Genomic DNA, 24,186 nt, shown 5'->3' on the forward strand with positions numbered 1-24,186 from the left:
ATAGTACCTGAAACCGTGTGCTTACAAATAGTCGGAGCACTTTCTATGTGTGACGGCGTGCCTTTTGTAGAATGAACCGGCGAGTTACGATAGCGTGCGAGGTTAAGTCGAAGAGACGGAGCCGCAGCGAAAGCGAGTCTGAATAGGGCGAAAGTACGTTGTCGTAGACCCGAAACCGTGTGATCTAGCCATGTCCAGGGTGAAGGTAGGGTAACACCTACTGGAGGCCCGAACCCACGCACGTTGAAAAGTGCGGGGATGAGGTGTGGCTAGCGGTGAAATTCCAATCGAACTCGGAGATAGCTGGTTCTCCCCGAAATAGCTTTAGGGCTAGCCTCGGATTTAGAGTCTTGGAGGTAGAGCACTGATTGGACTAGGGGCCCTCATCGGGTTACCGAATTCAGTCAAACTCCGAATGCCAAGTACTTATATCCGGGAGTCAGACGGTGAGTGCTAAGATCCATCGTCAAAAGGGAAACAGCCCAGACCATCAGCTAAGGCCCCCAAGTGTATGTTAAGTGGGAAACGATGTGGAGTTGCCCAGACAACCAGGATGTTGGCTTAGAAGCAGCCACCATTTAAAGAGTGCGTAATAGCTCACTGGTCGAGTGACTCTGCGCGGAAAATGTAACGGGGCTAAACATACCGCCGAAGCTATGGCAGTCCTTATGGACTGGGTAGGGGAGCGTTCCAAGCAGCAGTGAAGCCGTATCGTGAGGAGCGGTGGAGCGCTTGGAAGTGAGAATGCCGGTGTAAGTAGCGAAAAGACAAGTGAGAATCTTGTCCACCGAAAGCCTAAGGTTTCCTGGGGAAGGCTCGTCCTCCCAGGGTTAGTCGGGACCTAAGCTGAGGCCGAAAGGCGTAGGCGATGGACAACTGGTTGATATTCCAGTACCACCTCTGTTCCGCTTGAGCAATGGCGTGACGCAGGAGGATAGGGTGAGCGGCCTATTGGATGGCCGTCTAAGCAGTAAGTGTGGTGTGTAGGCAAATCCGCACACCAGTAAGCACAAGCTGTGATGGCGAGGGAAATATAAGTACCGAAGTCCCTGATTTCACACTGCCAAGAAAAGCGTCTAGCGAGGAACAAGGTGCCCGTACCGCAAACCGACACAGGTAGGCGAGGAGAGAATCCTAAGGTGCGCGGGATAACTCTTGCTAAGGAACTCGGCAAAATGGCCCCGTAACTTCGGGAGAAGGGGCGCCTCGGTAGGGTTTATAGCCCGAGGAGGCCGCAGTGAAAAGGCCCAAGCGACTGTTTAGCAAAAACACAGGTCTCTGCGAAGCCGCAAGGCGAAGTATAGGGGCTGACGCCTGCCCGGTGCTGGAAGGTTAAGGGGATGGGTTAGCGCAAGCGAAGCTTTGAACCGAAGCCCCAGTAAACGGCGGCCGTAACTATAACGGTCCTAAGGTAGCGAAATTCCTTGTCGGGTAAGTTCCGACCCGCACGAAAGGCGTAACGACTTGGGCGCTGTCTCGGCAAGAGACCCGGTGAAATCATAATACCTGTGAAGATGCAGGTTACCCGCGACAAGACGGAAAGACCCCATGGAGCTTTACTGTAGCCTGGTATTGAAACTTTGTGCATCATGTACAGAATAGGTGGGAAGCTGTGAAGCGAGGGCGCCAGCCTTCGTGGAGCTGTCGTTGGGATACCACCCTTGATGTACGGAGTTTCTAACTTGCCGCCCTTATCGGGTGGAAGGACCATGCCAGGTGGGCAGTTTGACTGGGGCGGTCGCCTCCTAAAGAGTAACGGAGGCGCCCAAAGGTTCCCTCAGAATGGTCGGAAATCATTCGTAGAGTGTAAAGGCACAAGGGAGCTTGACTGCGAGACCTACAAGTCGAGCAGGGACGAAAGTCGGGCTTAGTGATCCGGTGGTTCCGCATGGAAGGGCCATCGCTCAACGGATAAAAGCTACCCTGGGGATAACAGGCTTATCTCCCCCAAGAGTCCACATCGACGGGGAGGTTTGGCACCTCGATGTCGGCTCATCGCATCCTGGGGCTGAAGTAGGTCCCAAGGGTTGGGCTGTTCGCCCATTAAAGCGGTACGCGAGCTGGGTTCAGAACGTCGTGAGACAGTTCGGTCCCTATCTGTCGCGGGCGTAGGAAGTTTGAGGAGAGCTGTCCTTAGTACGAGAGGACCGGGATGGACGCACCTCTGGTGCACCAGTTGTCACGCCAGTGGCACAGCTGGGTAGCTATGTGCGGACGGGATAAGCGCTGAAAGCATCTAAGCGTGAAGCCCCCTTCAAGATGAGACTTCCCATAGCGCAAGCTAGTAAGACCCCTCATAGACGATGAGGTTGATAGGTTCGGTGTGGAAGTGCAGTAATGCATGGAGCTGACGAATACTAATCGGTCGAGGACTTATCCACATTGCCTTTATGCTGACTTTTATTATCCAGTTTTCAGGGAATAAAGATAGAAGCTAGTTACCATTTATGGATAACTAGCTTTTTTGATGTGTTAACAGATTACGTAAGAAGCTGTAATTGCCGGCCTACCATATATGGAAAAAGCTCCATATGATACGTGCAGAACTTATCTATTAATAGTTTTTCAGCATATTGATGTGACAATACTAGTTCTCCCCATAATTCACTTTCATAACGACAAAGCATGCTTAGACCATAGAGTAATAAATAATGATTGGCAAATAGGGCGATAGGCTGATTCTGGATATCATTCCAAAGATAAAAATTCCTATTTTGGTCTATTGAAAATAGGGGATGTTCCAATAGAGATACTCGGTCATCACACTCAAAAAGACGTATCCGACTAGAGAAAGAAGAAGCTGGAGGTAGAGTGAACCTAGCTTTATCGGTGTTTTGTCTAAGTGTACAGAAGGAAGGAAAACTTGCGGATGACTCCTGTTTATTAGTAGCTAAAAACAACCGATTTAAATAATGTTGCAAGGTTTCATCTGAATAAGAGAGTGCTCCTTCATCTGCTTGAGGGAGAGTAAACACAAATGGTCGCTCTGTCATGATAGATACAGGCACCCAAGGACTTGATAATTGGAAATATTTCATTTCCTCACGAAGATCAGGTAGTGATAAAAATAGATCACCTACTCGATAACGATCGGATATGGGACTTATAGAAAGAAGCCGACATAGATGGGGAAAGAAACCTTCCTTTTGAGGTTTCATTTCATCATCCAACAAATGATAAGGGTTTTTTTTAACTTTTCGTGCGGTAACACCATGCTGTAACATGCGACTGTTCTGGGGATAATCTGGATCTTTGGTAAGAATTAGGCCCTTAAGTAAATGAACGCATCCGTAAAACAATAGGAGAGGCTTGATTAATAAAGAACTTTTCTCAGCCATCCCATAAAAATGTCTAGCTTGCATCCAAGTGTATAAAAAACGAGTGCTGTTTTGAAAGGCATGCTTTTCAGGATTTGGTAAGCCCATTCTTTGATAAGAAGCAGTAAGAAAAGAACGTGAAGTAGGCTCGGTTTCCATAATAGAAAGCTGTTGCCAGACATCTTGAAGAGACATGGAAAAATTACCCCTTTATTTTCCGAATATTCATTTTTATAAATACTATTCTTATGTAATCTAAGAAACATTTATATTTTCTCCTATAAAAGCGAACAATATAAGCATTCCTTGACATTAAATTGAGCCGTTTGCTACACTGATGAAAAGATTTTCGGCTGAAAGGGGTCCTTGAACCGTGTGGGAAAATAAGTTTGCTAAGGAAGGCTTAACTTTTGATGATGTATTATTGGTACCAGCTAAATCAGAAGTGCTTCCAAAAGACGTTAATGTATCCACAGTATTAAGCAAAAAGGTGAAACTCAACATACCATTAATTAGCGCCGGTATGGATACAGTAACAGAATCTGCACTTGCTATTGCAATGGCTCGTCAAGGCGGTCTAGGTATTATTCATAAAAACATGACCATTGAACAGCAAGCAAGTGAGGTAGATCGCGTAAAGCGCTCTGAGAGTGGTGTTATTACAAACCCATTTTCGTTAACTGAAAACCACACTGTTGCAGATGCAGATGCCCTCATGGGTAAATATCGTATTTCCGGTGTACCAATCGTTAACGATCAAAATCAATTGATTGGTATTTTAACAAATCGTGATCTACGTTTCGTACATGACTTCTCCATTATGGTCAAAGAAGTAATGACTAAAGAAAATCTTGTTACAGCATCTGTAGGCACTACATTGCCAGAAGCTGAACAAATCTTACAGAAGCATAAAATCGAAAAGCTACCTTTGGTAGATGAAAATAATGTCTTAAAAGGGCTTATCACGATTAAGGATATCGAAAAACTTATTCAATATCCGAATGCAGCGAAAGATGAGCAAGGACGATTGCTTTGCGGGGCAGCAGTAGGGGTATCAAATGATACTTTTGAGCGTACCGAGGCTTTAGTACAAGCAGGAATTGATGTGTTAGTCATTGATACAGCGCACGGCCATTCTAAAGGGGTTCTAGAGACAGTTAAGAAGGTACGTACCCTTTACCCTGAATTAACGATTATTGCTGGTAACGTCGCTACTGGACAAGCTACAAAGGATCTGATTGAGGCAGGGGCTTCTGTTGTTAAAGTGGGAATTGGTCCTGGTTCAATTTGTACTACTCGTGTTGTTGCTGGAATTGGGGTTCCACAAATCACAGCGATTTATGAGTGCGCCACTGTAGCACGTCAATATAATATTCCAGTTATCGCCGATGGTGGTATTAAATACTCTGGTGATCTAGCGAAAGCTGTAGGTGCCGGCGCATCTGTTATCATGATTGGTAGCTTGTTTGCAGGTACAGATGAATCTCCAGGTGAATTTGAAATTTATCAAGGACGTCGTTTTAAAGTGTATCGTGGAATGGGTTCCATCGGCGCTATGAAAGCAGGAAGTAAAGATCGTTACTTCCAGGAGAATGCTCAGAAGCTAGTTCCTGAAGGTATTGAAGGGCGTGTAGCTTATAAAGGACCTTTGGCTGATGTTGTGTATCAGCTTGTTGGTGGTCTACGTGCTGGTATGGGTTATTGTGGGGCGGCTACAATTGCCGACTTGCGTGATAAGTCTACTTTCGTTCGTATTACTGGTGCAGGCTTGCGTGAAAGCCATCCACATGATGTTCAAATTACAAAAGAATCTCCAAACTACTCTATTTCATAAGGATAGAGCAACGATAGGTTTACCAAGCTAAAAAGCAAGGTGAGACAAAAGGGCTTTCCCATTTGGGAGTCCTTTTGTTTTTTATGCTATCTAAGGAATGAAATATACGATGTAAAAGATCGTATTATCACGAAGGGTTGTAGAATCAGAAGCTACGTCTCCAAAAAAACAAATAAAATCTGTATCAAAACATCCTATTAGAACGTCAGGTTAAAAGAGGGGATTTTCTGTTGGCTAGCATTACCAGCAATTTTTCTCATTGAGATGCGTATGGTGCTCTTCAAACAACGGCTTTTAGTATGATAGACTAAAGACTGTGTTCAACAGGAAAAAAGAAAAAAAAGGATATTTTTAAAAAGTAGGGGAGTGATTGTAGACATGATGCAAAAATGGACAGCGAGAGTAAACAAACTTTTATTGGCTGGTGCGATTGGAATGCTATCCATTGTTGGGGGAGCAATGCAGGCTTCTGCTGCTGACACGCCTGCCAATCTTGATTTAGTGGCGAGTTCAGCAATTCTAGTAGAAGCATCAACGGGAAAGATTTTGTATAGTAAAAATCCAGACACTCCATTGCCACCAGCTAGTATGACTAAAATGATGACTGAGTATCTGGTATTAGAGGCTATTAAAAAAGGAAAAATTAAAGAGGATGAACTTGTACCTGTTAGTGACTATGCTTTCTTTATTGCTAAAATAAAGGACTCCTCAGGCGTGTACTTAAATGCTGGGGAAAGTCACAAGGTAAGTGAACTATATAAAGCCATGGCGATTGCCTCAGCTAACGATGCTACAGCACTGTTAGCAGAAAAGATTGGTGGATCTGAAGCCAATTTTGTAGACATGATGAATAAAAAAGCCCAAGAGCTGGGGATGAAAAATACGTTTTTTGTTACATCAACTGGTTTGCCTGCTAATGAATTAGGCCCTTTTAAACCAGCCGATACAAGCAAGGATAATGTGATGTCTGCGCGTGATGCAGCTATCCTGGCAGATCATTTAGTGACTGATTATCCTGAGGCATTAAAAATTTCTAACATACCGCGCTGGGTGTTCCGTGAGGGTCAAAAAGATGAAATCAAGCTAGCAAACAATAACTGGATGCTTCCAGGTTTGCCAAATGAAACACTTGGGGTAGATGGTCTTAAGACTGGTTATACGGATGCAGCAGGCTATTGCTTTACAGGAACAGCTTATCGTGATGGAATGCGCTTAATCACAGTTGTTATGGGAGCTAAAACAAAAACAAGTCGTTTTGAAGAAACGAAAAAGTTATTAAATTATGGATATAGCACCTACAAAGCTACAGAGAAGCTGGGAAAAGGCGTACCTGTACCAGGATTTGAAAATGCACCAGTTAAAAAGGGTGTAGCTCTAGAAGTTCCAGTTATTACCACCAAATCAGTTAATGTTGTGGGTAAAATTGGAGAAGAAGCTAAAGCAACGCCTCGTGTCGAGTATAAAGTTTTGACGGCTCCTATTAAAAAAGGTGATGTTATTGGTACCGTCCACCTTGATACAGAAGGGAAAAGCGATTATTTGATGCCAAGTAATCTAAAGGGCGGAGTAGATTTGATAGCTGCTGAAGATGTAGAAGAAGGTAGCTGGATTCGCCTATTCTTTAGAAGTATCTTTGAATTTATCGCTAATCTGTTTAAAAGTATTGTTGGCTAATGAAGCAGAGGTAGCGTTGCGAGCAATAGAACTTTAAAAGAAGGCAAATATTCTGTCAAGATATGTTGTCTACTTTTTCTGATTGGTTTACAATAAAAACAATGTTTCAAATCTAATCCTTTTGTAGGGATGTTCACTTATAGGGGAGGCTCACTGATGGTACAGGTAGGTACAGATCGTGTTAAACGTGGAATGGCAGAAATGCAAAAAGGCGGCGTAATTATGGACGTTGTCAACGCTGAGCAAGCTAAGATTGCGGAAGCTGCGGGTGCAGTAGCCGTTATGGCACTGGAACGCGTTCCATCTGATATTCGTGCGGCCGGTGGCGTAGCGCGCATGGCTGATCTAGGAATTGTAGAGGAAGTATTAAAATCCGTCACGATTCCTGTAATGGCAAAAGCACGTATTGGTCATTTTGTAGAAGCACGTGTCCTGGAATCTATGGGAGTAGATTATCTTGATGAAAGTGAAGTACTTACTCCTGCTGATGACTTGTACCATATTAATAAAAAAGATTTCACAGTGCCATTTGTCTGTGGTGCGCGTGATTTAGGTGAAGCTCTTCGTCGTATCGGAGAAGGTGCATCTATGATTCGTACAAAAGGGGAGCCAGGAACAGGAAACATTGTTGAGGCTGTTCGCCATATGCGTACGATGCAAGCGCAAATCCGTAAAGTACAGAGCATGTCTTATGATGAATTAATGGCTGAAGCGAAAAATCTTGGAGCTCCGTATGAATTGTTGGAGCAAATTCACAAAACAGGAAAGCTTCCTGTTGTAAACTTCGCTGCCGGTGGTGTTGCAACACCAGCTGATGCTGCTTTGATGATGCAACTAGGTGCGGATGGCGTATTCGTAGGTTCCGGTATCTTTAAATCCGAGAATCCTGAAAAATTCGCTCGTGCTATTGTAGAAGCAACAACACACTACACTGATTACGAATTGATTGCACGCGTTTCTAAAGACCTTGGTTCTGCGATGACAGGAATCGAAATTTCTAAGTTGCCGCAAGCTGAGCGCATGCAAGAGCGCGGTTGGTAATATGAGCAAGCCAAGAATCGGTGTTCTCGCCCTACAAGGTGCGGTTGCAGAACATATGCGCATGCTTGAGTTAGCAGGTGCGGAAGCTACCGCAATTAAAAAGGTGGACGAGCTATCTGAGATAGATGGCTTGGTCATTCCGGGTGGCGAGAGTACAACTATAAGCAAACTCATGCATAAATACGGCTTTATGGACGCTATTCGTCAGTTTGCGAATGAGAAGAAGCCTGTGTTTGGAACATGTGCAGGTGCTATCTTACTTGCAAATGAAATTGAGTATGCACCAGAAGCTCATCTAGGTTTAATGGAAATGAAAGTGGCGCGAAATGCTTTTGGACGACAAAAGGAAAGCTTTGAAATCAAGATGCCAATTGCTGGCGTAGCTTCTGACTTTCCAACTGTCTTTATCCGTGCGCCTCTTATCCTAAAAGTCGGCGATAAAGGCGAAGTGTTAGCGAAACATGAAGAAAATATCGTATCTGCTCGTCAAGGGCAATTTTTAGCGGCATCCTTTCATCCAGAACTAACAGATGATTATCGAATGCATAAATATTTTGTAGGCATGGTGAAAGAATATCTAACAACAGGGAAAGCATCCGTATAGGGTGCTTTCTTCTTTTCAAAATAAAACAGAGCGTGTAAAATGAACATAGAGCATTGTTTGCAATTGATTACATCATGTAGTACATTTAATAACAAGAAAAACACCCATAAAGAACATGTTGATAAGAAATAGTACTCTGTTTTTATTGGTTAAGAGAGTCGATGGTTGGTGCGAATCGACCCAATGGGCAGAAGAATCCATCTTTGAGTGGTAAAGGACATAACTTTGCCCGGTCGTGCGTACCGTTATTTACGTGGAATGAAGAGGATAAGACTAGCTTGTTTGATTTAGGCGGGCTATATGGCTTATCAATGAGGGTGGCAACGCGGAGTTAACATTCGTCCCTAGTAGATGGGATGGGTGTTTTTTATTTTGTCTAAAATTTGGAGGGGTTTTACATGTTAGACGTAAAAATACTGCGTCAAGATATTGAAGAAGTAAGACGTCGATTGACGCACCGTAACGAGGATATCTCCGCACTGGATCAGTTTGCAGAAGTGGATGAAAAACGTAGACAGCTTATTCAAGAAGGGGATACGCTAAAAAATAAACGTAATACAGTATCAGAGCAAGTAGCCGTATTAAAGCGTAATAAAGAGAATGCAGATCATCTGATTTCTGAGATGAAGCAAGTTAATGAACGCATTAAGGCGTTGGATGAAGAACTGCGTGAGTTAGACGAACAGCTAAATATCATTCTATTAAGCCTTCCTAATTTGCCACATGAAAGCACGCCAATAGGTACAACAGAAGATGATAACGCAGTGCATCGGATGTGGGGAGAAGTTCCAACCTTCAGCTTCGAACCAAAGCCACATTGGGAAGTAGCCGATGCGTTAGGTATTCTTGATTTTGAAACAGCGTCCAAAGTTACAGGAAGCCGTTTTGTTTTCTATAAAGGCATGGGTGCTCGCTTAGAGCGTGCCCTAATGAACTTTATGATGGATCTTCATGCAGACAAGCATGGATACGAAGAAGTATTACCACCATATATGGTTAATCGCGCTAGCATGACCGGGACAGGACAATTGCCTAAGTTTGAAGAGGATGCTTTTAAGGTAGATGGAGTTGATTATTTCTTGATCCCAACTTCTGAAGTACCTGTTACCAATATGCATCGTGACGAGATTATTGACGTCGCTCAACTACCGCTTAAATACAATGCATTCAGTGCATGCTTCCGTTCTGAGGCGGGGTCAGCAGGACGTGATACACGTGGATTAATTCGCCAGCATCAGTTTAATAAGGTTGAACTTGTGAAGTTCGTGAAACCTGAGGATTCATATGAAGAGCTAGAAAAGCTGGTAAACAATGCGGAAACCGTGTTGCAAATGCTTGGCTTGCCATACCGTGTCATGAGCATGTGTACAGGTGACCTTGGTTTTACAGCTGCGAAAAAGTACGATTTGGAAGTATGGCTTGCAAGCTATAGCACCTACCGTGAGATTTCTTCTTGTTCTAATTTTGAGGATTTCCAAGCTCGTCGTGCAAATATTCGTTTCCGTCGCGATGCAAAAAGCAAACCGGAATTCGTGCATACAATGAATGGCTCTGGTTTGGCATTAGGTCGTACAGTAGCAGCTATTCTGGAAAACTTCCAACAAGCAGATGGCTCTGTTGTGATTCCAGAAGTATTGCGTCCTTACATGGGTGGAGTAGAACGAATTACAGCTAAGAAATAACAGAGTAGGTACTGTTTAATGGCTGTATAAAACTTCATAGGTAAAAGCAAAACTGGTAGTCGTCTATTCAATAGACAGCTACCAGTTTTTTATGGTTTTTAGCATCGTAAAAAGCAATTGGAATAAGAATTTTTATGATAAAAAAGAATTTATTGGAAAATAATTTTAAAAAAGATTGTCAATTCAGAACTAACTGTTATATATTAATTCATATAAAAGATTATTGTTATAATACAGAATTACTACAGGATAAGGAGGATGGAAGATGGACTGCTACAAATGCAATGGAAATGGCGAAAATGACTGCCCGCATTGTAAGGGAAAAGGTCATACACACGAAGGGGATTACTGTGTCTCATGCCAAGGACATGGTTGTATAAGTTGTTGTACATGTAGTGGATCAGGATTAGTTGAATAAGTGGAGGTAGTTACACGGAGGGGAGTGTTGAAAATGGAAAGAATTTTGACTGAAATTCAACCGTATCCAGCTGGTGTTCAGATTACTGGAGAGATGAATGAGCGGTATCAAGAAATATTGACACCAGATGCATTGAGTTTTCTAGCTGATCTATCAAGAACATTTGAGGTGAGACGACAGGAGCTTTTGCTAAAGAGAGAAAAACGACAACAGGAATTTGATCAGGGAATGATGCCCCACTTTTTAGAGGAAACCAAAGACATTCGAGAAGCGGATTGGACGATTGCCCCTATTCCTGCTGATTTACAGGATCGTCGGGTTGAAATTACTGGCCCCACCTCAGATCGGAAAATGGTCATCAACGCTTGTAACTCAGGAGCTAAAGCTTTTATGGCCGATTTTGAAGATGCCAATTCACCTTCTTGGAGAAATACGATAGAAGGTCAAATCAACATGAGAGATGTCATTAACCGTACCATTTCCTTTACTAGTAAAGAGGGGAAATCATATCAGCTACATGAGCAGATTACTACATTGTTAGTGAGACCACGTGGCTGGCACTTACAAGAGAAGCATATTTATGTAGATGGTCACCCTATGTCAGCTAGTTTTGTGGACTTTGGTCTCTATTTTTATCACAATGCCAAAAAGCTATTGGAAATAGGATCGGGTCCTTATTTTTATCTTCCGAAGATAGAAGGGCACGAAGAAGCAAGGCTATGGAATGATGTTTTCGTATTCGCCCAACAAAGGCTAGGAATTGAACAAGGTACGATTAAGGCAACAGTGCTCATAGAAACGATTCTTGCTAGCTTTGAGATGGATGAAATTCTGTATGAACTACGAGATCACAGTGCTGGACTTAACTGTGGACGATGGGATTATATTTTTAGTTTTATCAAAAAATTCCGCAAAAACAAAAGGATAATATTCCCTGATCGTGCTCAAGTAACCATGGCTGTTCCTTTTATGAAAGCTTATTGCGATCTAACCATTCAGACATGCCATAAACGAAATGCTCATGCAATGGGGGGAATGGCAGCACAGATTCCTGTTCGTAATGATGTATTGGCCAATGAAGCTGCCTTCGAGAAGGTAAGGCTGGATAAAGAAAGGGAGGCACTAGCAGGTCATGATGGTACATGGGTTGCCCATCCTGGTCTTGTGCCAGTTGCAATGAGTGTATTTGATCAAATCATGCCTTCTGCTAATCAACTACATCTAAAGAGAACCGACGTACAGGTATGTCCAGCAGACTTATTAGCTGTTCCAGAGGGTACGATTACAGAGCAGGGGTTACGGACAAATATCAGTGTAGCTATTCAATATGTTGAGGCGTGGCTGAGGGGAATGGGTGCAGTGCCCATTAACAATCTCATGGAGGATGCGGCTACGGCGGAGATATCTCGTGCCCAAGTATGGCAATGGATTCGGCATCCCGATGGAATAGTAACAGATGGTCGTAAAATCACATGGGAATGGGTAGAGGAATTGATCCATGAAGAAATCGCTACCTTACAGCAGGAAATCGGTTCTGAACGCTTTGAGGCAGGGGAGTTTTCAAGAGCAATTGCTTTGTTTAAAGAAGTCGTTCAGGCGGAAAAATTTATGCCTTTCATTACGATACCAGCGTATGAGCACATCTAAAAAAGGAAGAGGAGTGGGGAGCAATGACCAAATTGAAGCAAATCAAGGAATTGGAACAGTCTTGGGAGTCTAAACGTTGGGAAGAAATTACGAGACCTTATTCGGCTGAGGAAGTAGTACGCTTACGTGGTTCTATTCAAGTCGAACATACATTGGCAAAGCTGGGAGCAGATCGACTTTGGAATCTGCTTCATACCGAGGACTATGTTCATGCACTAGGGGCTTTAACGGGAAATCAAGCGATCCAGCAAGTGAAGGCCGGGTTAAAAGCCATCTATTTAAGCGGATGGCAAGTCGCTGCTGATGCCAACCTATCTGGTCACATGTATCCCGATCAAAGCTTATATCCAGCTAACAGTGTGCCACAAGTGGTAAAAAGAATTAATCAAGCCTTCCAGCGGGCAGATCAAATTTCTCATTCGGAAGGAAAAGAAGACATCAACTGGTTTGCACCAATCGTAGCCGATGCGGAAGCTGGGTTTGGTGGGCCACTTAATGTATTTGAATTAATGAAAGCCATGATTGAGGCGGGCGCTGCAGGTGTTCATTTTGAGGATCAATTAGCTTCTGAGAAAAAATGTGGTCATATGGGAGGAAAAGTCTTAATTCCTACTCAAGCAGCCGTCAGAAATTTGGTAGCCGCACGATTTGCTGCTGATGTAATGGGGGTGCCAACCATAGTGGTAGCTCGTACCGATGCCAATGGCGCTTACCTACTTACAAGTGACATTGATCCGAAAGATCAGGAATTTTTGACAGGGGATCGTACAGCGGAAGGATTCTATCAAATACGTGGAGGACTAGATGCAGCGATTGCCAGAGGACTAGCATATGCTCCTTATGCAGATCTTATTTGGTGCGAGACGTCAGAGCCTAATTTAGAAGAAGCTAAACGTTTTGCCGAAGCCATTCATGAGAAATATCCAAACAAATTATTAGCCTATAATTGCTCACCATCCTTCAATTGGAAAAAGAAACTAGATGAGGATACCATCGCTTCCTTCCAGCAGGAAATCGGGAAGATGGGGTATAAGTTCCAATTTGTTACCCTGGCTGGTTTCCATGCGCTTAACCACAGTATGTTTGAGCTAGCTCACGGCTATCGAGATCGAGGAATGGCGGCTTACTCAGAGTTACAGCAAGAAGAGTTTGCTAGTGAGCAAAAGGGGTATACCGCAACAAGGCATCAACGTGAAGTAGGAACAGGATATTTCGACGAAGTTGCACAAGTCATCTCAGGCGGTAATTCTTCTACGACTGCCTTGCATGGATCAACAGAAGAAGAACAATTTTCAGGTAGTAGATAGGAGAGAGAGTTTGGCTATAATCTAGTACAATGTGGTACAAACAGGCTACATGCATACAGAAAAAAGAGCAGGTTCCTTTAAAAAGATAACCTGCTCTTTTTCTATTTGGTGGCGGAGATATCCATGTAGACTTATTCATTGGAAATTCCTCCTTATAATGATCATCTAAATTAACTCTTGATAATCCCTTTGTTATAGCGACGATGAAGAGGCGTGGATGCTTTCGTTGCGCTGTTTTTAGGGGTGAGTGCTTACTTTTTACCCTACTAATAGATAGCTGAAACAAGCTAACCGAGAGCGATTCGTTGCAGTTATTTTTGTTTCAGTCAAAAAAAGCTAGGGTAAGTAAAGGGCAAGCAAGAAACATAAACATTTGAAGGAGGAATGAACAATGGTACCACAAGTTCATGTAGTAGAAAACGGAGTACAGGTGAAAGAAGTTATTCAACAATTCGACCGTTTGGGATACGCTCCTGATCATATTTATGTACTAGCCCATGATGAAAAGCGGACCCATACCCTTGCAGAAACTACAGAAGCGGAGGAAATAGGAGTAAGCGAGGAAGGAGTATTTGGTAGTATCGCAAATTTATTCCGTTCTCGTGGGGACGAATTGCGCTCTAAAATGGAATCGCTAGGATTGAGTAAATCAGAAGCAGAACGTTATGAGCGTGAATTGGACAATGGTCGTGTATTAGTAGTGGCAAAACCAAATTAAAATAAAGAAGAGCCAAAGGATGAAAAACAAAAGGGGAGAGTCACATGGGATGGGTTCTCCCCATTCTTTGGCATCTTCTAGTGATGTATCAAATATTTTTATATTGATTCAATAACAGATAAATGTGGGTACATGATAAAAGATCAGTTATTAATGCAGAGGTGATAATGAGAATGAACCCAACGAATGTTTTTGAAATGACACAGCAGGAAACAGAGTCAGGCACAATTGTATTTCTGCAAGGTCAGCTTGATTTATCGATGGCTCCTTATTTTCGAACGGTTTTGGAGCCCCTCGCTATACAAAAAGATAAAACATTAACCTTAAATCTACGAGATTTACGATATATCGATAGCACAGGGATAGGCATTATTATTTCCTTTCTAAAAATGCGGAATGAAATGGGAACAACTTTGAATGTAGAGGAAGTTTCTCCTAAAACCCAGCGTCTGTTCGATATGATTGGGATTACTAAGTTTTTAATGCCACAAAAGGAATCACGTATGGATAAGACAGGAGGAACGGCATGATTGCTCAAAATAAATTAGTCCGTATGACCATACCTGCTCATGCTGACTTTATCGATGTAGTTCGGCTCTCTTTATATGGATTAGCAACTAGAATGGGTTTTTCTTTTGAAGATATTGAAGATATGAAGGTTGCTGTATCTGAAGCTTGTAATAATGTGATTGTTCATGCCTATGAAGGAGTGGAAGATGGTTTTATTGATGTGGCGTTCGAGACAGCTCCTGAGAGTTTGCGTATTGTCATTAAAGACTATGGGGAGAGCTTTGATTACAAAACGGTGTCTGAAAAAGCGAGCTCTTTACATGATAAAGAAATAGCAGATGTAAAAGCTGGCGGTTTAGGAATCTACATGATGCAAGCGCTGACGGATGAAGTTGAGGTATCAAATGAAAATGGTACAGAGGTGGTACTTACTAAATGGCTTGGCGGAAGTCTAGGAGGGAATACGCATGCAGCAGAATCCAATGTTAGCGTCATCTCCCGGGATAGCAGAGAGTGATCTAGAAAAGATACGAAGGTATCAGGAAACCAGCTGCCAAGAACTAGCTACCGATTTGTTAGTTAATTATGACTCTATGATTAAAATGGCGGCTAAAAAGATCTCTCGTAACTGTCGGGATTTTTATGAGGATTTATATCAGATTGGGCAGATATCATTACTGCGCTCATTAGAGCAATTTGATGCTAGTTTAGGATTTGCTTTTGAACCTTATGCGATGAAAAGTTTAATTGGGCATATGAAGAATTATTTGAGAGATAAATCTTGGTATGTCCAAGTGCCACGTCGAATTAAGGAGAAGGGAGCACGTATTCAACAGGTTATTGATGAGCTAACCATTACATTGGAGCGTTCTCCAGATGTTCAGGAAATTGCCGATAAAATGGAAATGTCTGTAGAGGAAGCCATTGAGGTATTAGCTGGGCGTGAGTATTACCAACTAACATCTCTTGATGCTCCTCTAAGTACAGACGAGGGCGGGTCAACGATTGGGGATTTAGTTAGTTCCCCAGTAGACGATTTTGGAGCGCTTGAAAATCAGTTAGATTTAGGGGAGGCGATGGAACAATTAAAGGAAGAGGAGCAAAAAGTCATATATTCTGCATACATAGACGGTTTATCTCAGCGAACCATTGCTAATGAATTGGGAATTTCACAGATGAGTGTATGTCGTATTCAAAAAAGAGCGGTAAAGAAGCTGCGCGATATTTTATCGACAGGACATATTGTTTCGAAAAAATAGAGAAGACACGTTATTTGATAGCGTGTTTTTTTGTATGGTCTATTTTCTTAACGCGAGCTTCTCTCGGCTCATGCTTCGGTACTAGCCACTTCTCCTCTAACAGAGATACTTCCCTGAGGAATGGCGAGTGGAGTTACCGAGAAAGCAGTGTGGATCTACCAGAGTGAGGTTTGAAGTTAAGTACATCGCGAGCTATACTGAAGAATAATAGAAATGGGTACGGAAAGTAGTGATGATAGATGGAACCAAACCACGAGAGGTTTATGAGAGAAGCGATGAATGAAGCAAAAAAGGCAGCAGCATTAGGAGAGGTTCCGATTGGTGCGGTTATCGTACGAAAGGGAGAGATTGTCGGCAGGGGATATAATCTGCGTGAAACACAAAAGGACCCGACCTTACATGCCGAAATGATTGCTATACGTGAAGCGAGTAAAAACTTAGGGGGATGGCGGTTAATCGGATGTGACCTATATGTGACTCTAGAGCCATGTCCGATGTGTGCTGGCGCCATTGTACAAAGCCGGATCGAACAGGTTTATTACGGGGCAACTGATCCAAAAGCGGGCTGTGCAGGAACATTGATGAATTTATGCGACGAACCAAGATTTAATCATCAGGTACCTGTTTGGGCAGGGATTTTACAAGAAGAATGCCAGATGATGCTTAAAGATTTTTTTCGACAACTGCGAAAAAAGAAGAAGGGAGATGCAAAGAGCATCTCCCTCAGACAAACGAATTAAAAACCGCTTTTATCTTACTCGTTTTCTTGTCCTTTACGTAAGGAGTTCAATTCTTCTTCCGTTAGCTCACGGAATTCACCTAGCTCAAGTGATTCATCGAGTAAGAGAGGACCCATACGCACTCGTTTCAAGTAGACAACTTTAAGGTCGAAAGCGGCAAACATACGCTTTACCTGATGGTATTTCCCTTCCATGATGGTCACATGAATTTCAGAGATGTCCCCTGATTGGAGGATTTCCAGAGTAGCTGGCATGGTTTCATAACCATCGTCCAATGTTACACCTTGCTTGAATGCAGCAATATGTTCATCTGTAACGCGTCCCTCAATACGGGCAAAATATTCTTTGTCCACTTTCTTCTTAGGAGAAAGCAGGCTATGGGAGAGCTGCCCATCGTTGGTTAGAAGGAGAAGACCTTCTGTGTCGATATCGAGACGACCTACAGGGTGCACTTTGTGTCTCCATTCATCAGGTAACAAATCAACAACCGTTTCATGTAGGGCATCCTCAGTTGCTGAAATAACACCTGCTGGTTTATTAAGCATAACGAATACCCAACGTTTAAATAGAAGCGGAACACCATCAATTTCTATATGCTGTTGTTCTGGAATAACGTGCATACCAGGATCGGTTGCCACGATACCATCAACAGTAACGATGCGCTGTTTGATCAGTTGTTTTACTTCCTTACGAGTTCCTTTTCCTGTGTTAGCTAATATTTTATCTAGACGTTCACGTTTCATTCATTCAGCCTCACTTTGTTCTTCCTTTCTCCCTATATTGGCTGATCTGATAACGAAAATCAAGGAGACACTCTGGAAATACACTTGCTTGCTTTTTCCTGTGCTGGATTTGTTTATCGCTTGCTTATCCCAATTCTATTATGGTATGCTTAGTGAGCAAAAGATTTTCAAGTACTTTGTTTATAAAGTTTGCCGTGCTAGATGGGGAGGTTGCGGTGCCCTGTAACCTGCAATCCGCAGTAGCAGGATTGAATTCCTATCAGCGGTCATTTTATGTGAGGTCTGCCTTATACCATCGGTGTTGAGGATTGGGTCCTATGCAACGTGAACCTATGAACCTGGTCAGGTCCGGAAGGAAGCAGCCATAAGTAGGACCTTGCGTGTGCCGTAGGGTAGCCTGGTCTGAGTCGATTGTATAAGTAACGCTCGGATGGAATGTATCAATGATAGGTGCACGGCATCTATACATATAACTAGAACGTCACTTTTGATAAGTGGCGTTTTTTGTTGTTACCTGGCGAAGGCTAGCGATATATTTTGGAGGAAAACTATTCCATACAAGCAGGGGCTTACCATTTTGTTGCCGAATCTGTATTTGAAGTCTACTAAAAGTAAAAACCGCTTACTGAAAGTAATGGGGAAGGGGAGAGGCGACAGTTGGAGAAAATAATAACGTCACAGAAGTGCCATGCTTTCTCAAGACTAAAGCAATACTCACAACACATCAAGCACGCTTTACTCATTGTTGATGGACAGGGTCTCATTTTGGAAGTGAGTGAAGCCTTATTACAGGCAACAGGGTTTAGCTATGAACAGATCATCGCTGCACCATTTCAAAAAGTAATACCGTATATGAATTCTGTGAGTCATCTTTACGATAGTTTATTAGACAAAGAAAAACAGTCGTTAAAACCAACAGAAATGATTTATCAAGATGTTCAGGGTAAAAAATCAAAAACACCTGTTATGATTACTACTTCTTATAAAAATGAGGAGCCGATTTATTTTTTCCATTTATTCCAGCTAACCAAAGATTTATCCATATCCCTATCCCAACGTATGGCTAACCAACTCACCTCTGAAATTAATCTGGGTGTCGTCGTTCTAGATGTTCAGGCTCGATTGGTCGATATAAGTCAAGTAGCCTGTAAAATATTAGGTGTAGAACGAATGCTTGTATTAAATCAGCATATTGATCAGGTTTTTGCAGGGATTCCTGAGGAGCAGCGACTAGTACAACGAGAGCTTTTAGAGGGGGTAAAATTCCAAAATAAAGCTATGTCTTGGACAAATCAAAAGCAACGTTACGAGCTTTTAGTAGACTCTAATACTTTGCATAATGAAGTAGGTCAAATTGTTGGAGCTTATGTTATCTTTAAAGATGTGACCAATATGCGTTCATTGGAACAAAAGATTGAGCGGAGTGACCGGCTTGCGATGATCGGACAAATCGCAGCAGGGACTGCTCATGAAATAAGAAATCCGTTAACTTCAATCAAAGGCTTTTTACAAATGTTTCAGCAATCCTTTAAGGAAAACGGGATGGATAAAGAAAAGACTTTTACTGATATTATGTTAACTGAATTGCATCGGATTAATTCATTAGTCAGTGAATTTCTGCTTCTGAGCAAACCTCGCGATGTTCAATATCAAATGATCAGTTTACATACTGTCTTTGAAGAAATCATGCCTATCGTCGAGAATGAAGCTTTGTTGCATGGAATTGAGGTTCGTTACACAGGGACAGAGGCCTTACCGATGGTTGTCGGTGATGCTGAACTATTAAAGCAGGTTTTCTTAAATATCTGTAAAAATGGAATGGAAGCTATGGGAAATGAAGGAACCCTGACGGTATCATACCATTACGAAGAGGATTCCAACAAGATTAGTCTAAATATTCAAGATACAGGACCTGGGATACCTGGATATTTAATTGATAAGATTTTCGATCCTTTTTTCACAACAAAAGATGAAGGGACTGGGCTAGGGTTATCTGTTTGCCAAAAAATCATTCATGATATTGGAGGACAAATCCGTGTCTCCTCTAAAGGATTTGGAACGACCTTTCACATTTTATTATCATATATGTAAAAAAACATAGCGCTCGGGGCGTCCTCATGTATAGTGAGATGTATCTGAGTGCTATGTTATTTGAGTTCAAATATGGGTTGGCGTAACCAACTTTGGAAAAAGGCTATTGCTTATAGTATAATAGATAAGATCAGAAGGTTTGACAAAACAGGTGAGAAGGAGTGAGCAAGGATGGCTTATACAGCGCTATATCGGGTATATAGACCGCAAACCTTTGGTGATGTGATTGGACAAACTCATGTCACAACTACCTTGCAAAATGCTCTTCGCGAGGGGCGACTTTCGCATGCTTACCTGTTTAATGGACCAAGGGGAACAGGGAAGACTAGTGCAGCTAAGATTATGGCAAAAGCAGTAAACTGTCAGAATCCACAGGCTGGTGAACCTTGTAACCAATGTCCAGCATGTATAGCAATTACAGAAGGCTCAGTGACCGATGTCTTGGAGATTGACGCTGCATCAAATCGTGGTGTAGAAGAAATTCGAGATATACGTGATAAGGTCAAATTTGCACCAAGCGAAGTAAAATATAAAGTGTACATTATTGATGAAGTACACATGCTGACAACAGAGGCGTTTAACGCACTGTTAAAAACATTAGAAGAACCACCTGGGCACGTACTATTCATCTTAGCAACGACCGAGCCACATAAGCTACCAGCAACCATTATTTCCCGTTGTCAGCGCTTTGATTTTCATCGCATATCACTAGCTGAAATGACCCGCCGTTTACAGCATATATGTGATGCTCAACAAATTGAAGCTGAGGAACAAGCACTCCAGTTGGTTGCTAAAATGGCTGAGGGTGGAATGCGTGATGCACTTAGCTTGCTAGATCAGGCGATTAGCTATAGCGGGAATCAAGTGAGTGCATCCGATGTGTTAAAGATTACAGGGGCTGTGTCACAAGCTTATTTTTCTACTCTTGGTCATATGATTTCTGAACAAAATGTAACTGGGGTAATGGAAGAGCTGGAGAAGATTATGTCTCAGGGAAAAGACCCTGAACAGTTCTTACAAGATCTATTGTTCTATTTTAGGGATATGTTGTTATATAAAACAGCCCCTAATTTGGAAGAAATTATGGAACGTACACTCATTGATGAAAAATTCCCAGATGTAGCCAACAGATTTGCTCTGCCTGTTTTATATGAAGTAATAGAGCAGCTTAATCAGGCCTTGACTCAACTTAAATGGTCGACGTTTGCACGAGTTTTGGTAGAGATGACATTAGTTCGCTTATGCCACCTATCTGCCCCAACTTCCAAAGCTGTTCCTGTATCTACAGGGCAAGAAGTATTGGAGGCTGGTCATGGAGTAGGTGTGGTATCTGAACCAAACCTTGCTTCTGGAGGGACTGGAGCGGTTTCTAGCCCAGATGTAACTCCTCTCTTAGAGCGTGTAAAAATGCTAGAAGAGAAACTGAATCAAATTCTACAGGGGAACCTTGTAGGAGGAGGAAAGTCGCCTTCAGAGGATGGGAAACAACGAGAAGTCCGACGGGCTATGCCGGTTACAGGCGGCTCGAAGACTTCTATGACAAAGGTACGCGAAACCGTTCGACAAGTGGATGAGGGACTTTCTCAAAAAATTCGTGGTTCGTGGGGCCAAATTTTATCAGAAGTGAAAAAAGTTCACTATAAATATCATGCATGGGTCGTAAGCGGTCAGCCGACTGTTGCTAGCTCTGATGCTGTTATTGTTACTTTTAAAGGATCGATTCATTGTGAAAAAACAATGGAACCAGAGCTAAGAGGTATTGTAGAGCGTGCGTTTCTTACTGTATCAGGTACACCACTCCAGCTTCTATCCATAACAGAAGAAGAGTGGGAAAATGTCCGGGGAGAACAAACGCATTCAAATTCCACAGGATCAGATCAGCCTCCAGAGGACCCGTTTATAGCTGAAGCGATTCGAGTCGCTGGAGAAAGATTGACTCACATTAAGGAATAAAGCAGAAAACATATATTTAAAGGAGGAATTACGAATGAAAAACATGCAACAAATGATGAAACAAGTAAAAAAAATGCAGGATGAGATGCAAAAAGCACAAGAACAATTGAAAGACAGAGTAGTAGAAGGTACAGCTGGCGGTGGCGCTGTAGTTGTAAAAGCGAATGGACATAAGCAAGTCATTGATGTAACAATCAATCCAGAAGTAGTTGACCCAGAAGACGTGGAAATGCTGCAAGATCTAGTACTTGCTGCCATTAACGATGCTATGAAAAATGTCGATGAAGTAGTTGGAAAAGAAATGGGACGCTTTACTGGCGGTATGAACATTCCTGGATTGTTCTAATTTACCAGCATAAGCTCCCGTAAAGGAGTAGGTCGTTGTGTTTTATCCAGAGCCCGTCTCGAAATTAATAGAAGGTTTTATGAAATTGCCGGGCATTGGACCAAAAACAGCAAGTCGGTTAGCTTTTCATGTGTTAAGCATGAAGGAAGATGACGTACTTGATTTAGCAAAAGCATTGGTTAACGCCAAACGGCAACTGCACTACTGCTCGGTTTGTAATAATATCACCGATTCGGACCCATGTCAGATTTGCCGCGATAAAAGCCGTGATGGTTCTATCATCTGTGTAGTTCAAGAACCAAAAGACTTGGTTGCCATGGAACGAACCAGAGAATTTACGGGATATTATCATGTTCTGCATGGTGCTATTTCACCTATGGATGGGATTGGTCCTGAAGATATTCATATTCCCGATCTGCTCAAACGGTTAGGTGATGAACAAGTACAAGAACTGATTTTAGCTACAAACCCTAATATTGAAGGGGAAGCTACAGCAATGTATATTTCCCGTTTAGTAAAACCTTTTGGCATTCGTGTCACACGTATTGCTCATGGTCTACCTGTAGGTGGGGATTTAGAGTATGCTGATGAAGTAACATTGACCAAAGCGTTAGAAGGTCGCCGAGAATTATAATAATAGGGATAAGAGGTGCATGAGAAATCATGCGCCTTTTTGTTATTTGTTATATGAGATAATATAAGATATTTTAAGGTTGAAATGAAAGAAAGTGCTTTTTCACTAGGACGAGGCATAACCTAAAGAGTAGGAGAGTGAATGAATGCAACCATATATGCAATTGATGCCAACTATAAGAAGGCACTCTGTAAAATGGGCTTGGATATTAACCTTTCAATATGTTCTGTATATAAGTATTCAATTATCAGCAACATTAATCTTGCGAAGGGCAGACGGTACCTGGGAAATCCATATGTTAGCCAATATGGGAACGATACAAGCTTTAGTATTATGGGGGAATATATTTCTTACATTACTGACGAGTACCCTGTTTTTTATTGCTTTGATTCGAGATCGGCGATTCTCTACTTCGACTAGTCATACACAGGTAAACGGTACAGATTTTATTCATGCAGTCGCATTTATGCAAGTCTTTTATAATGCCTCCATTTTCTTATATGGGACGGGGATCGTGACCTATCCACTTTTTACAGTGGGAAGTATAGGAGGACTTTTAGAATCTGCTTCCTTGCAAATTGTCTTGTGTATGTTTTGTTTTATTTGGTTTCGAGGTCGCTTAGAGTCGATAGGTTTTAAAAATCCGACTGATATAGGAAGAATGTTTTTATTTATTATAGGCTGTTATTTGGGTATTACATTCCTGCTAAGCTATGTGGTGGCGCCATTGGCTGACCTTTTTCAAATATCATTAAGCTCCGCACGTGAAGAAGGGATCAGCCGCGAAATAAAAGATGCCAAGCAAAATAGTTTGATAACGATTTTCTTTTCCTTTTTTATGACTGGCTTATTTGTACCGATCGCCGAAGAAATGATGTTTCGCGGAGTCCTTCAGACTTATTTAGTGAAAAAGTGGGGTGCTCTATGGGGAATTCTGATCGCTAGCTTTTGGTTTGCTATTATTCATATTGATTTAGCTTTGTTTCTGCCTTTATTCATGATTGGTTTATCGCTTGGAATCGTCCGTCATCGCTTTCACTCACTGTGGGCTTCGATTATATTACATTCAATAAACAATGTAGTTAGTGTCATTCTTTCTTCTCAATCATAAACCTCATGAATGAATGGAAGGGGGATTTTTATATGAAATGGTTGAAAAGGAACGCGAGCATGAAAGAGCAACAGGTACATCCTTATCATTTACAGAATGCGATTGCTAGTGCTCTACAGTATTGGCAAAATGCCCAGCGTCATGTGGATTTCTCGGAGGGCGTCCAACAGGTTGACCATTTTATTTATCAATACCGTCTTGCTGAGAAGCGCTATATGTATTTACTCAAGCAAATACGCCGTCAAAATGAGAAACAAAGAGAAGCGTAGAGGGAGAGGATGGGAAAATGAACACGGAAATCATGATAGCTGGGATTATCATTGGGTTCCTGGTTTTGGTGGCGCTTAGTAGATCAGTTTCCCGTCCACTGCGTTGGACGGGAACTATTGCGCTCAATGTTATTATTGGAGCGATCCTCTTGTACTTCTCTAATTTTTTTGGTGAGATGGCGGGATTTTATGTGCCGATTAATCCAGTAACAGCTATTATAGCAGGATTTCTACGAATTCCCGGCTTACTTGCGCTGATCGTCATTCGGCTATTTCTGCTAGGCTAAA

Annotated in this window: 21 protein-coding genes, 1 rRNA gene, 1 other RNA gene and 1 other annotated feature (1 of these 24 running past the window's edge); of the genes, 21 read left to right on the forward strand and 2 right to left on the reverse strand. The window is 42.2% G+C overall.

Annotation, left to right across the window (positions count from 1 at the left end; all coding sequences use genetic code 11):
- A 23S ribosomal RNA gene (locus BrL25_RS10265) occupies window positions 1-2,381 on the forward strand; it begins 548 nt to the left of the window's first position.
- 99 nt (window positions 2,382-2,480) lie between these two features.
- Here the strand turns inward: BrL25_RS10265 and BrL25_RS10270 are convergent.
- A complete protein-coding gene (locus BrL25_RS10270; RefSeq protein WP_018672373.1) occupies window positions 2,481-3,512 on the reverse strand; it encodes a YaaC family protein in 1,032 nt (343 codons plus the stop codon).
- A 178-nt stretch (window positions 3,513-3,690) separates the two neighbouring features.
- Between BrL25_RS10270 and guaB the strand changes: the two genes are divergently transcribed.
- The 12 genes from guaB (at window position 3,691) to tadA (ending at window position 16,751) form a co-directional block, all read left to right on the forward strand.
- Window positions 3,691-5,151, forward strand: a complete 1,461-nt coding sequence (gene guaB / locus BrL25_RS10275) for an IMP dehydrogenase (protein ID WP_018672372.1) — start codon at window positions 3,691-3,693, stop codon at window positions 5,149-5,151.
- 378 nt (window positions 5,152-5,529) lie between these two features.
- The gene (locus BrL25_RS10280; protein ID WP_018672371.1) at window positions 5,530-6,825 is read left to right on the forward strand and encodes a D-alanyl-D-alanine carboxypeptidase family protein; all 1,296 of its coding nucleotides are present in this window, start codon (window positions 5,530-5,532) and stop codon (window positions 6,823-6,825) included.
- A 156-nt stretch (window positions 6,826-6,981) separates the two neighbouring features.
- Window positions 6,982-7,866 (forward strand): pyridoxal 5'-phosphate synthase lyase subunit PdxS, encoded by an 885-nt coding sequence (gene pdxS, locus BrL25_RS10285; RefSeq protein ID WP_018672370.1) that lies wholly within the window; start codon window positions 6,982-6,984, stop codon window positions 7,864-7,866.
- Between the two features lies 1 nt (window position 7,867).
- Complete coding sequence (pdxT, locus tag BrL25_RS10290; protein WP_018672369.1) at window positions 7,868-8,470, forward strand: pyridoxal 5'-phosphate synthase glutaminase subunit PdxT; 603 nt, start codon at window positions 7,868-7,870, stop codon at window positions 8,468-8,470.
- Window positions 8,471-8,579: 109 nt separating this feature from the next.
- Window positions 8,580-8,819: a binding site (T-box leader), on the forward strand.
- A gap of 49 nt (window positions 8,820-8,868) precedes the next feature.
- Window positions 8,869-10,152 carry a serine--tRNA ligase gene (gene serS / locus BrL25_RS10295; RefSeq protein ID WP_018672368.1) on the forward strand — a complete coding sequence of 428 codons (1,284 nt, stop codon included), beginning with the start codon at window positions 8,869-8,871 and terminating at the stop codon, window positions 10,150-10,152.
- 451 nt (window positions 10,153-10,603) lie between these two features.
- A complete protein-coding gene (gene aceB, locus BrL25_RS10305; protein ID WP_018672366.1) occupies window positions 10,604-12,217 on the forward strand; it encodes a malate synthase A in 1,614 nt (537 codons plus the stop codon).
- Between the two features lie 23 nt (window positions 12,218-12,240).
- A complete protein-coding gene (gene aceA, locus BrL25_RS10310) occupies window positions 12,241-13,524 on the forward strand; it encodes an isocitrate lyase (RefSeq protein WP_018672365.1) in 1,284 nt (427 codons plus the stop codon).
- Window positions 13,525-13,915: 391 nt separating this feature from the next.
- Complete coding sequence (locus tag BrL25_RS10315; RefSeq protein ID WP_018672364.1) at window positions 13,916-14,242, forward strand: YflT domain-containing protein; 327 nt, start codon at window positions 13,916-13,918, stop codon at window positions 14,240-14,242.
- A gap of 173 nt (window positions 14,243-14,415) precedes the next feature.
- Entirely contained in the window at window positions 14,416-14,772 is a 357-nt protein-coding gene (locus BrL25_RS10320; RefSeq protein ID WP_018672363.1) for an STAS domain-containing protein, read from the forward strand.
- Window positions 14,769-15,269: an anti-sigma B factor RsbW gene (rsbW, locus tag BrL25_RS10325; protein ID WP_018672362.1), complete on the forward strand. Its 501-nt coding sequence runs from the start codon at window positions 14,769-14,771 to the stop codon at window positions 15,267-15,269. The genes BrL25_RS10320 and rsbW overlap by 4 nt, the downstream gene beginning before the upstream one ends.
- Window positions 15,220-16,011 (forward strand): sigma-70 family RNA polymerase sigma factor, encoded by a 792-nt coding sequence (locus BrL25_RS10330; RefSeq protein WP_018672361.1) that lies wholly within the window; start codon window positions 15,220-15,222, stop codon window positions 16,009-16,011. The genes rsbW and BrL25_RS10330 overlap by 50 nt, the downstream gene beginning before the upstream one ends.
- A 239-nt stretch (window positions 16,012-16,250) precedes the next feature.
- Window positions 16,251-16,751 carry a tRNA adenosine(34) deaminase TadA gene (tadA, locus tag BrL25_RS10335; RefSeq protein ID WP_026315223.1) on the forward strand — a complete coding sequence of 167 codons (501 nt, stop codon included), beginning with the start codon at window positions 16,251-16,253 and terminating at the stop codon, window positions 16,749-16,751.
- 14 nt (window positions 16,752-16,765) lie between these two features.
- Here the strand turns inward: tadA and BrL25_RS10340 are convergent, their stop codons facing one another.
- Window positions 16,766-17,494 carry a pseudouridine synthase gene (locus BrL25_RS10340; RefSeq protein ID WP_018672359.1) on the reverse strand — a complete coding sequence of 243 codons (729 nt, stop codon included), beginning with the start codon at window positions 17,492-17,494 and terminating at the stop codon, window positions 16,766-16,768.
- A gap of 192 nt (window positions 17,495-17,686) precedes the next feature.
- Here BrL25_RS10340 and ffs point away from each other — a divergent pair.
- The 8 genes from ffs (at window position 17,687) to BrL25_RS10380 (ending at window position 24,185) form a co-directional block, all read left to right on the forward strand.
- An RNA gene (ffs, locus tag BrL25_RS10345) (signal recognition particle sRNA large type) lies at window positions 17,687-17,952 on the forward strand.
- 199 nt (window positions 17,953-18,151) lie between these two features.
- Window positions 18,152-19,585: a PAS domain-containing sensor histidine kinase gene (locus BrL25_RS10350; RefSeq protein WP_018672358.1), complete on the forward strand. Its 1,434-nt coding sequence runs from the start codon at window positions 18,152-18,154 to the stop codon at window positions 19,583-19,585.
- A gap of 171 nt (window positions 19,586-19,756) precedes the next feature.
- A complete protein-coding gene (dnaX, locus tag BrL25_RS10355) occupies window positions 19,757-21,538 on the forward strand; it encodes a DNA polymerase III subunit gamma/tau (RefSeq protein WP_018672357.1) in 1,782 nt (593 codons plus the stop codon).
- 34 nt (window positions 21,539-21,572) lie between these two features.
- Window positions 21,573-21,884, forward strand: a complete 312-nt coding sequence (locus tag BrL25_RS10360; RefSeq protein ID WP_018672356.1) for a YbaB/EbfC family nucleoid-associated protein — start codon at window positions 21,573-21,575, stop codon at window positions 21,882-21,884.
- 37 nt (window positions 21,885-21,921) lie between these two features.
- A complete protein-coding gene (recR, locus tag BrL25_RS10365; protein WP_018672355.1) occupies window positions 21,922-22,518 on the forward strand; it encodes a recombination mediator RecR in 597 nt (198 codons plus the stop codon).
- A gap of 145 nt (window positions 22,519-22,663) precedes the next feature.
- Window positions 22,664-23,629: a CPBP family intramembrane glutamic endopeptidase gene (locus BrL25_RS10370; protein WP_018672354.1), complete on the forward strand. Its 966-nt coding sequence runs from the start codon at window positions 22,664-22,666 to the stop codon at window positions 23,627-23,629.
- Between the two features lie 32 nt (window positions 23,630-23,661).
- Window positions 23,662-23,898 (forward strand): DUF2508 family protein, encoded by a 237-nt coding sequence (locus tag BrL25_RS10375; protein ID WP_018672353.1) that lies wholly within the window; start codon window positions 23,662-23,664, stop codon window positions 23,896-23,898.
- Window positions 23,899-23,915: 17 nt separating this feature from the next.
- Entirely contained in the window at window positions 23,916-24,185 is a 270-nt protein-coding gene (locus BrL25_RS10380) for a pro-sigmaK processing inhibitor BofA family protein (RefSeq protein ID WP_018672352.1), read from the forward strand.
- The last annotated feature ends 1 nt before the right edge of the window (window position 24,186 follow it).

This window comes from Brevibacillus laterosporus DSM 25, from assembly GCF_002706795.1.
GTDB lineage: Bacteria > Bacillota > Bacilli > Brevibacillales > Brevibacillaceae > Brevibacillus_B > Brevibacillus_B laterosporus.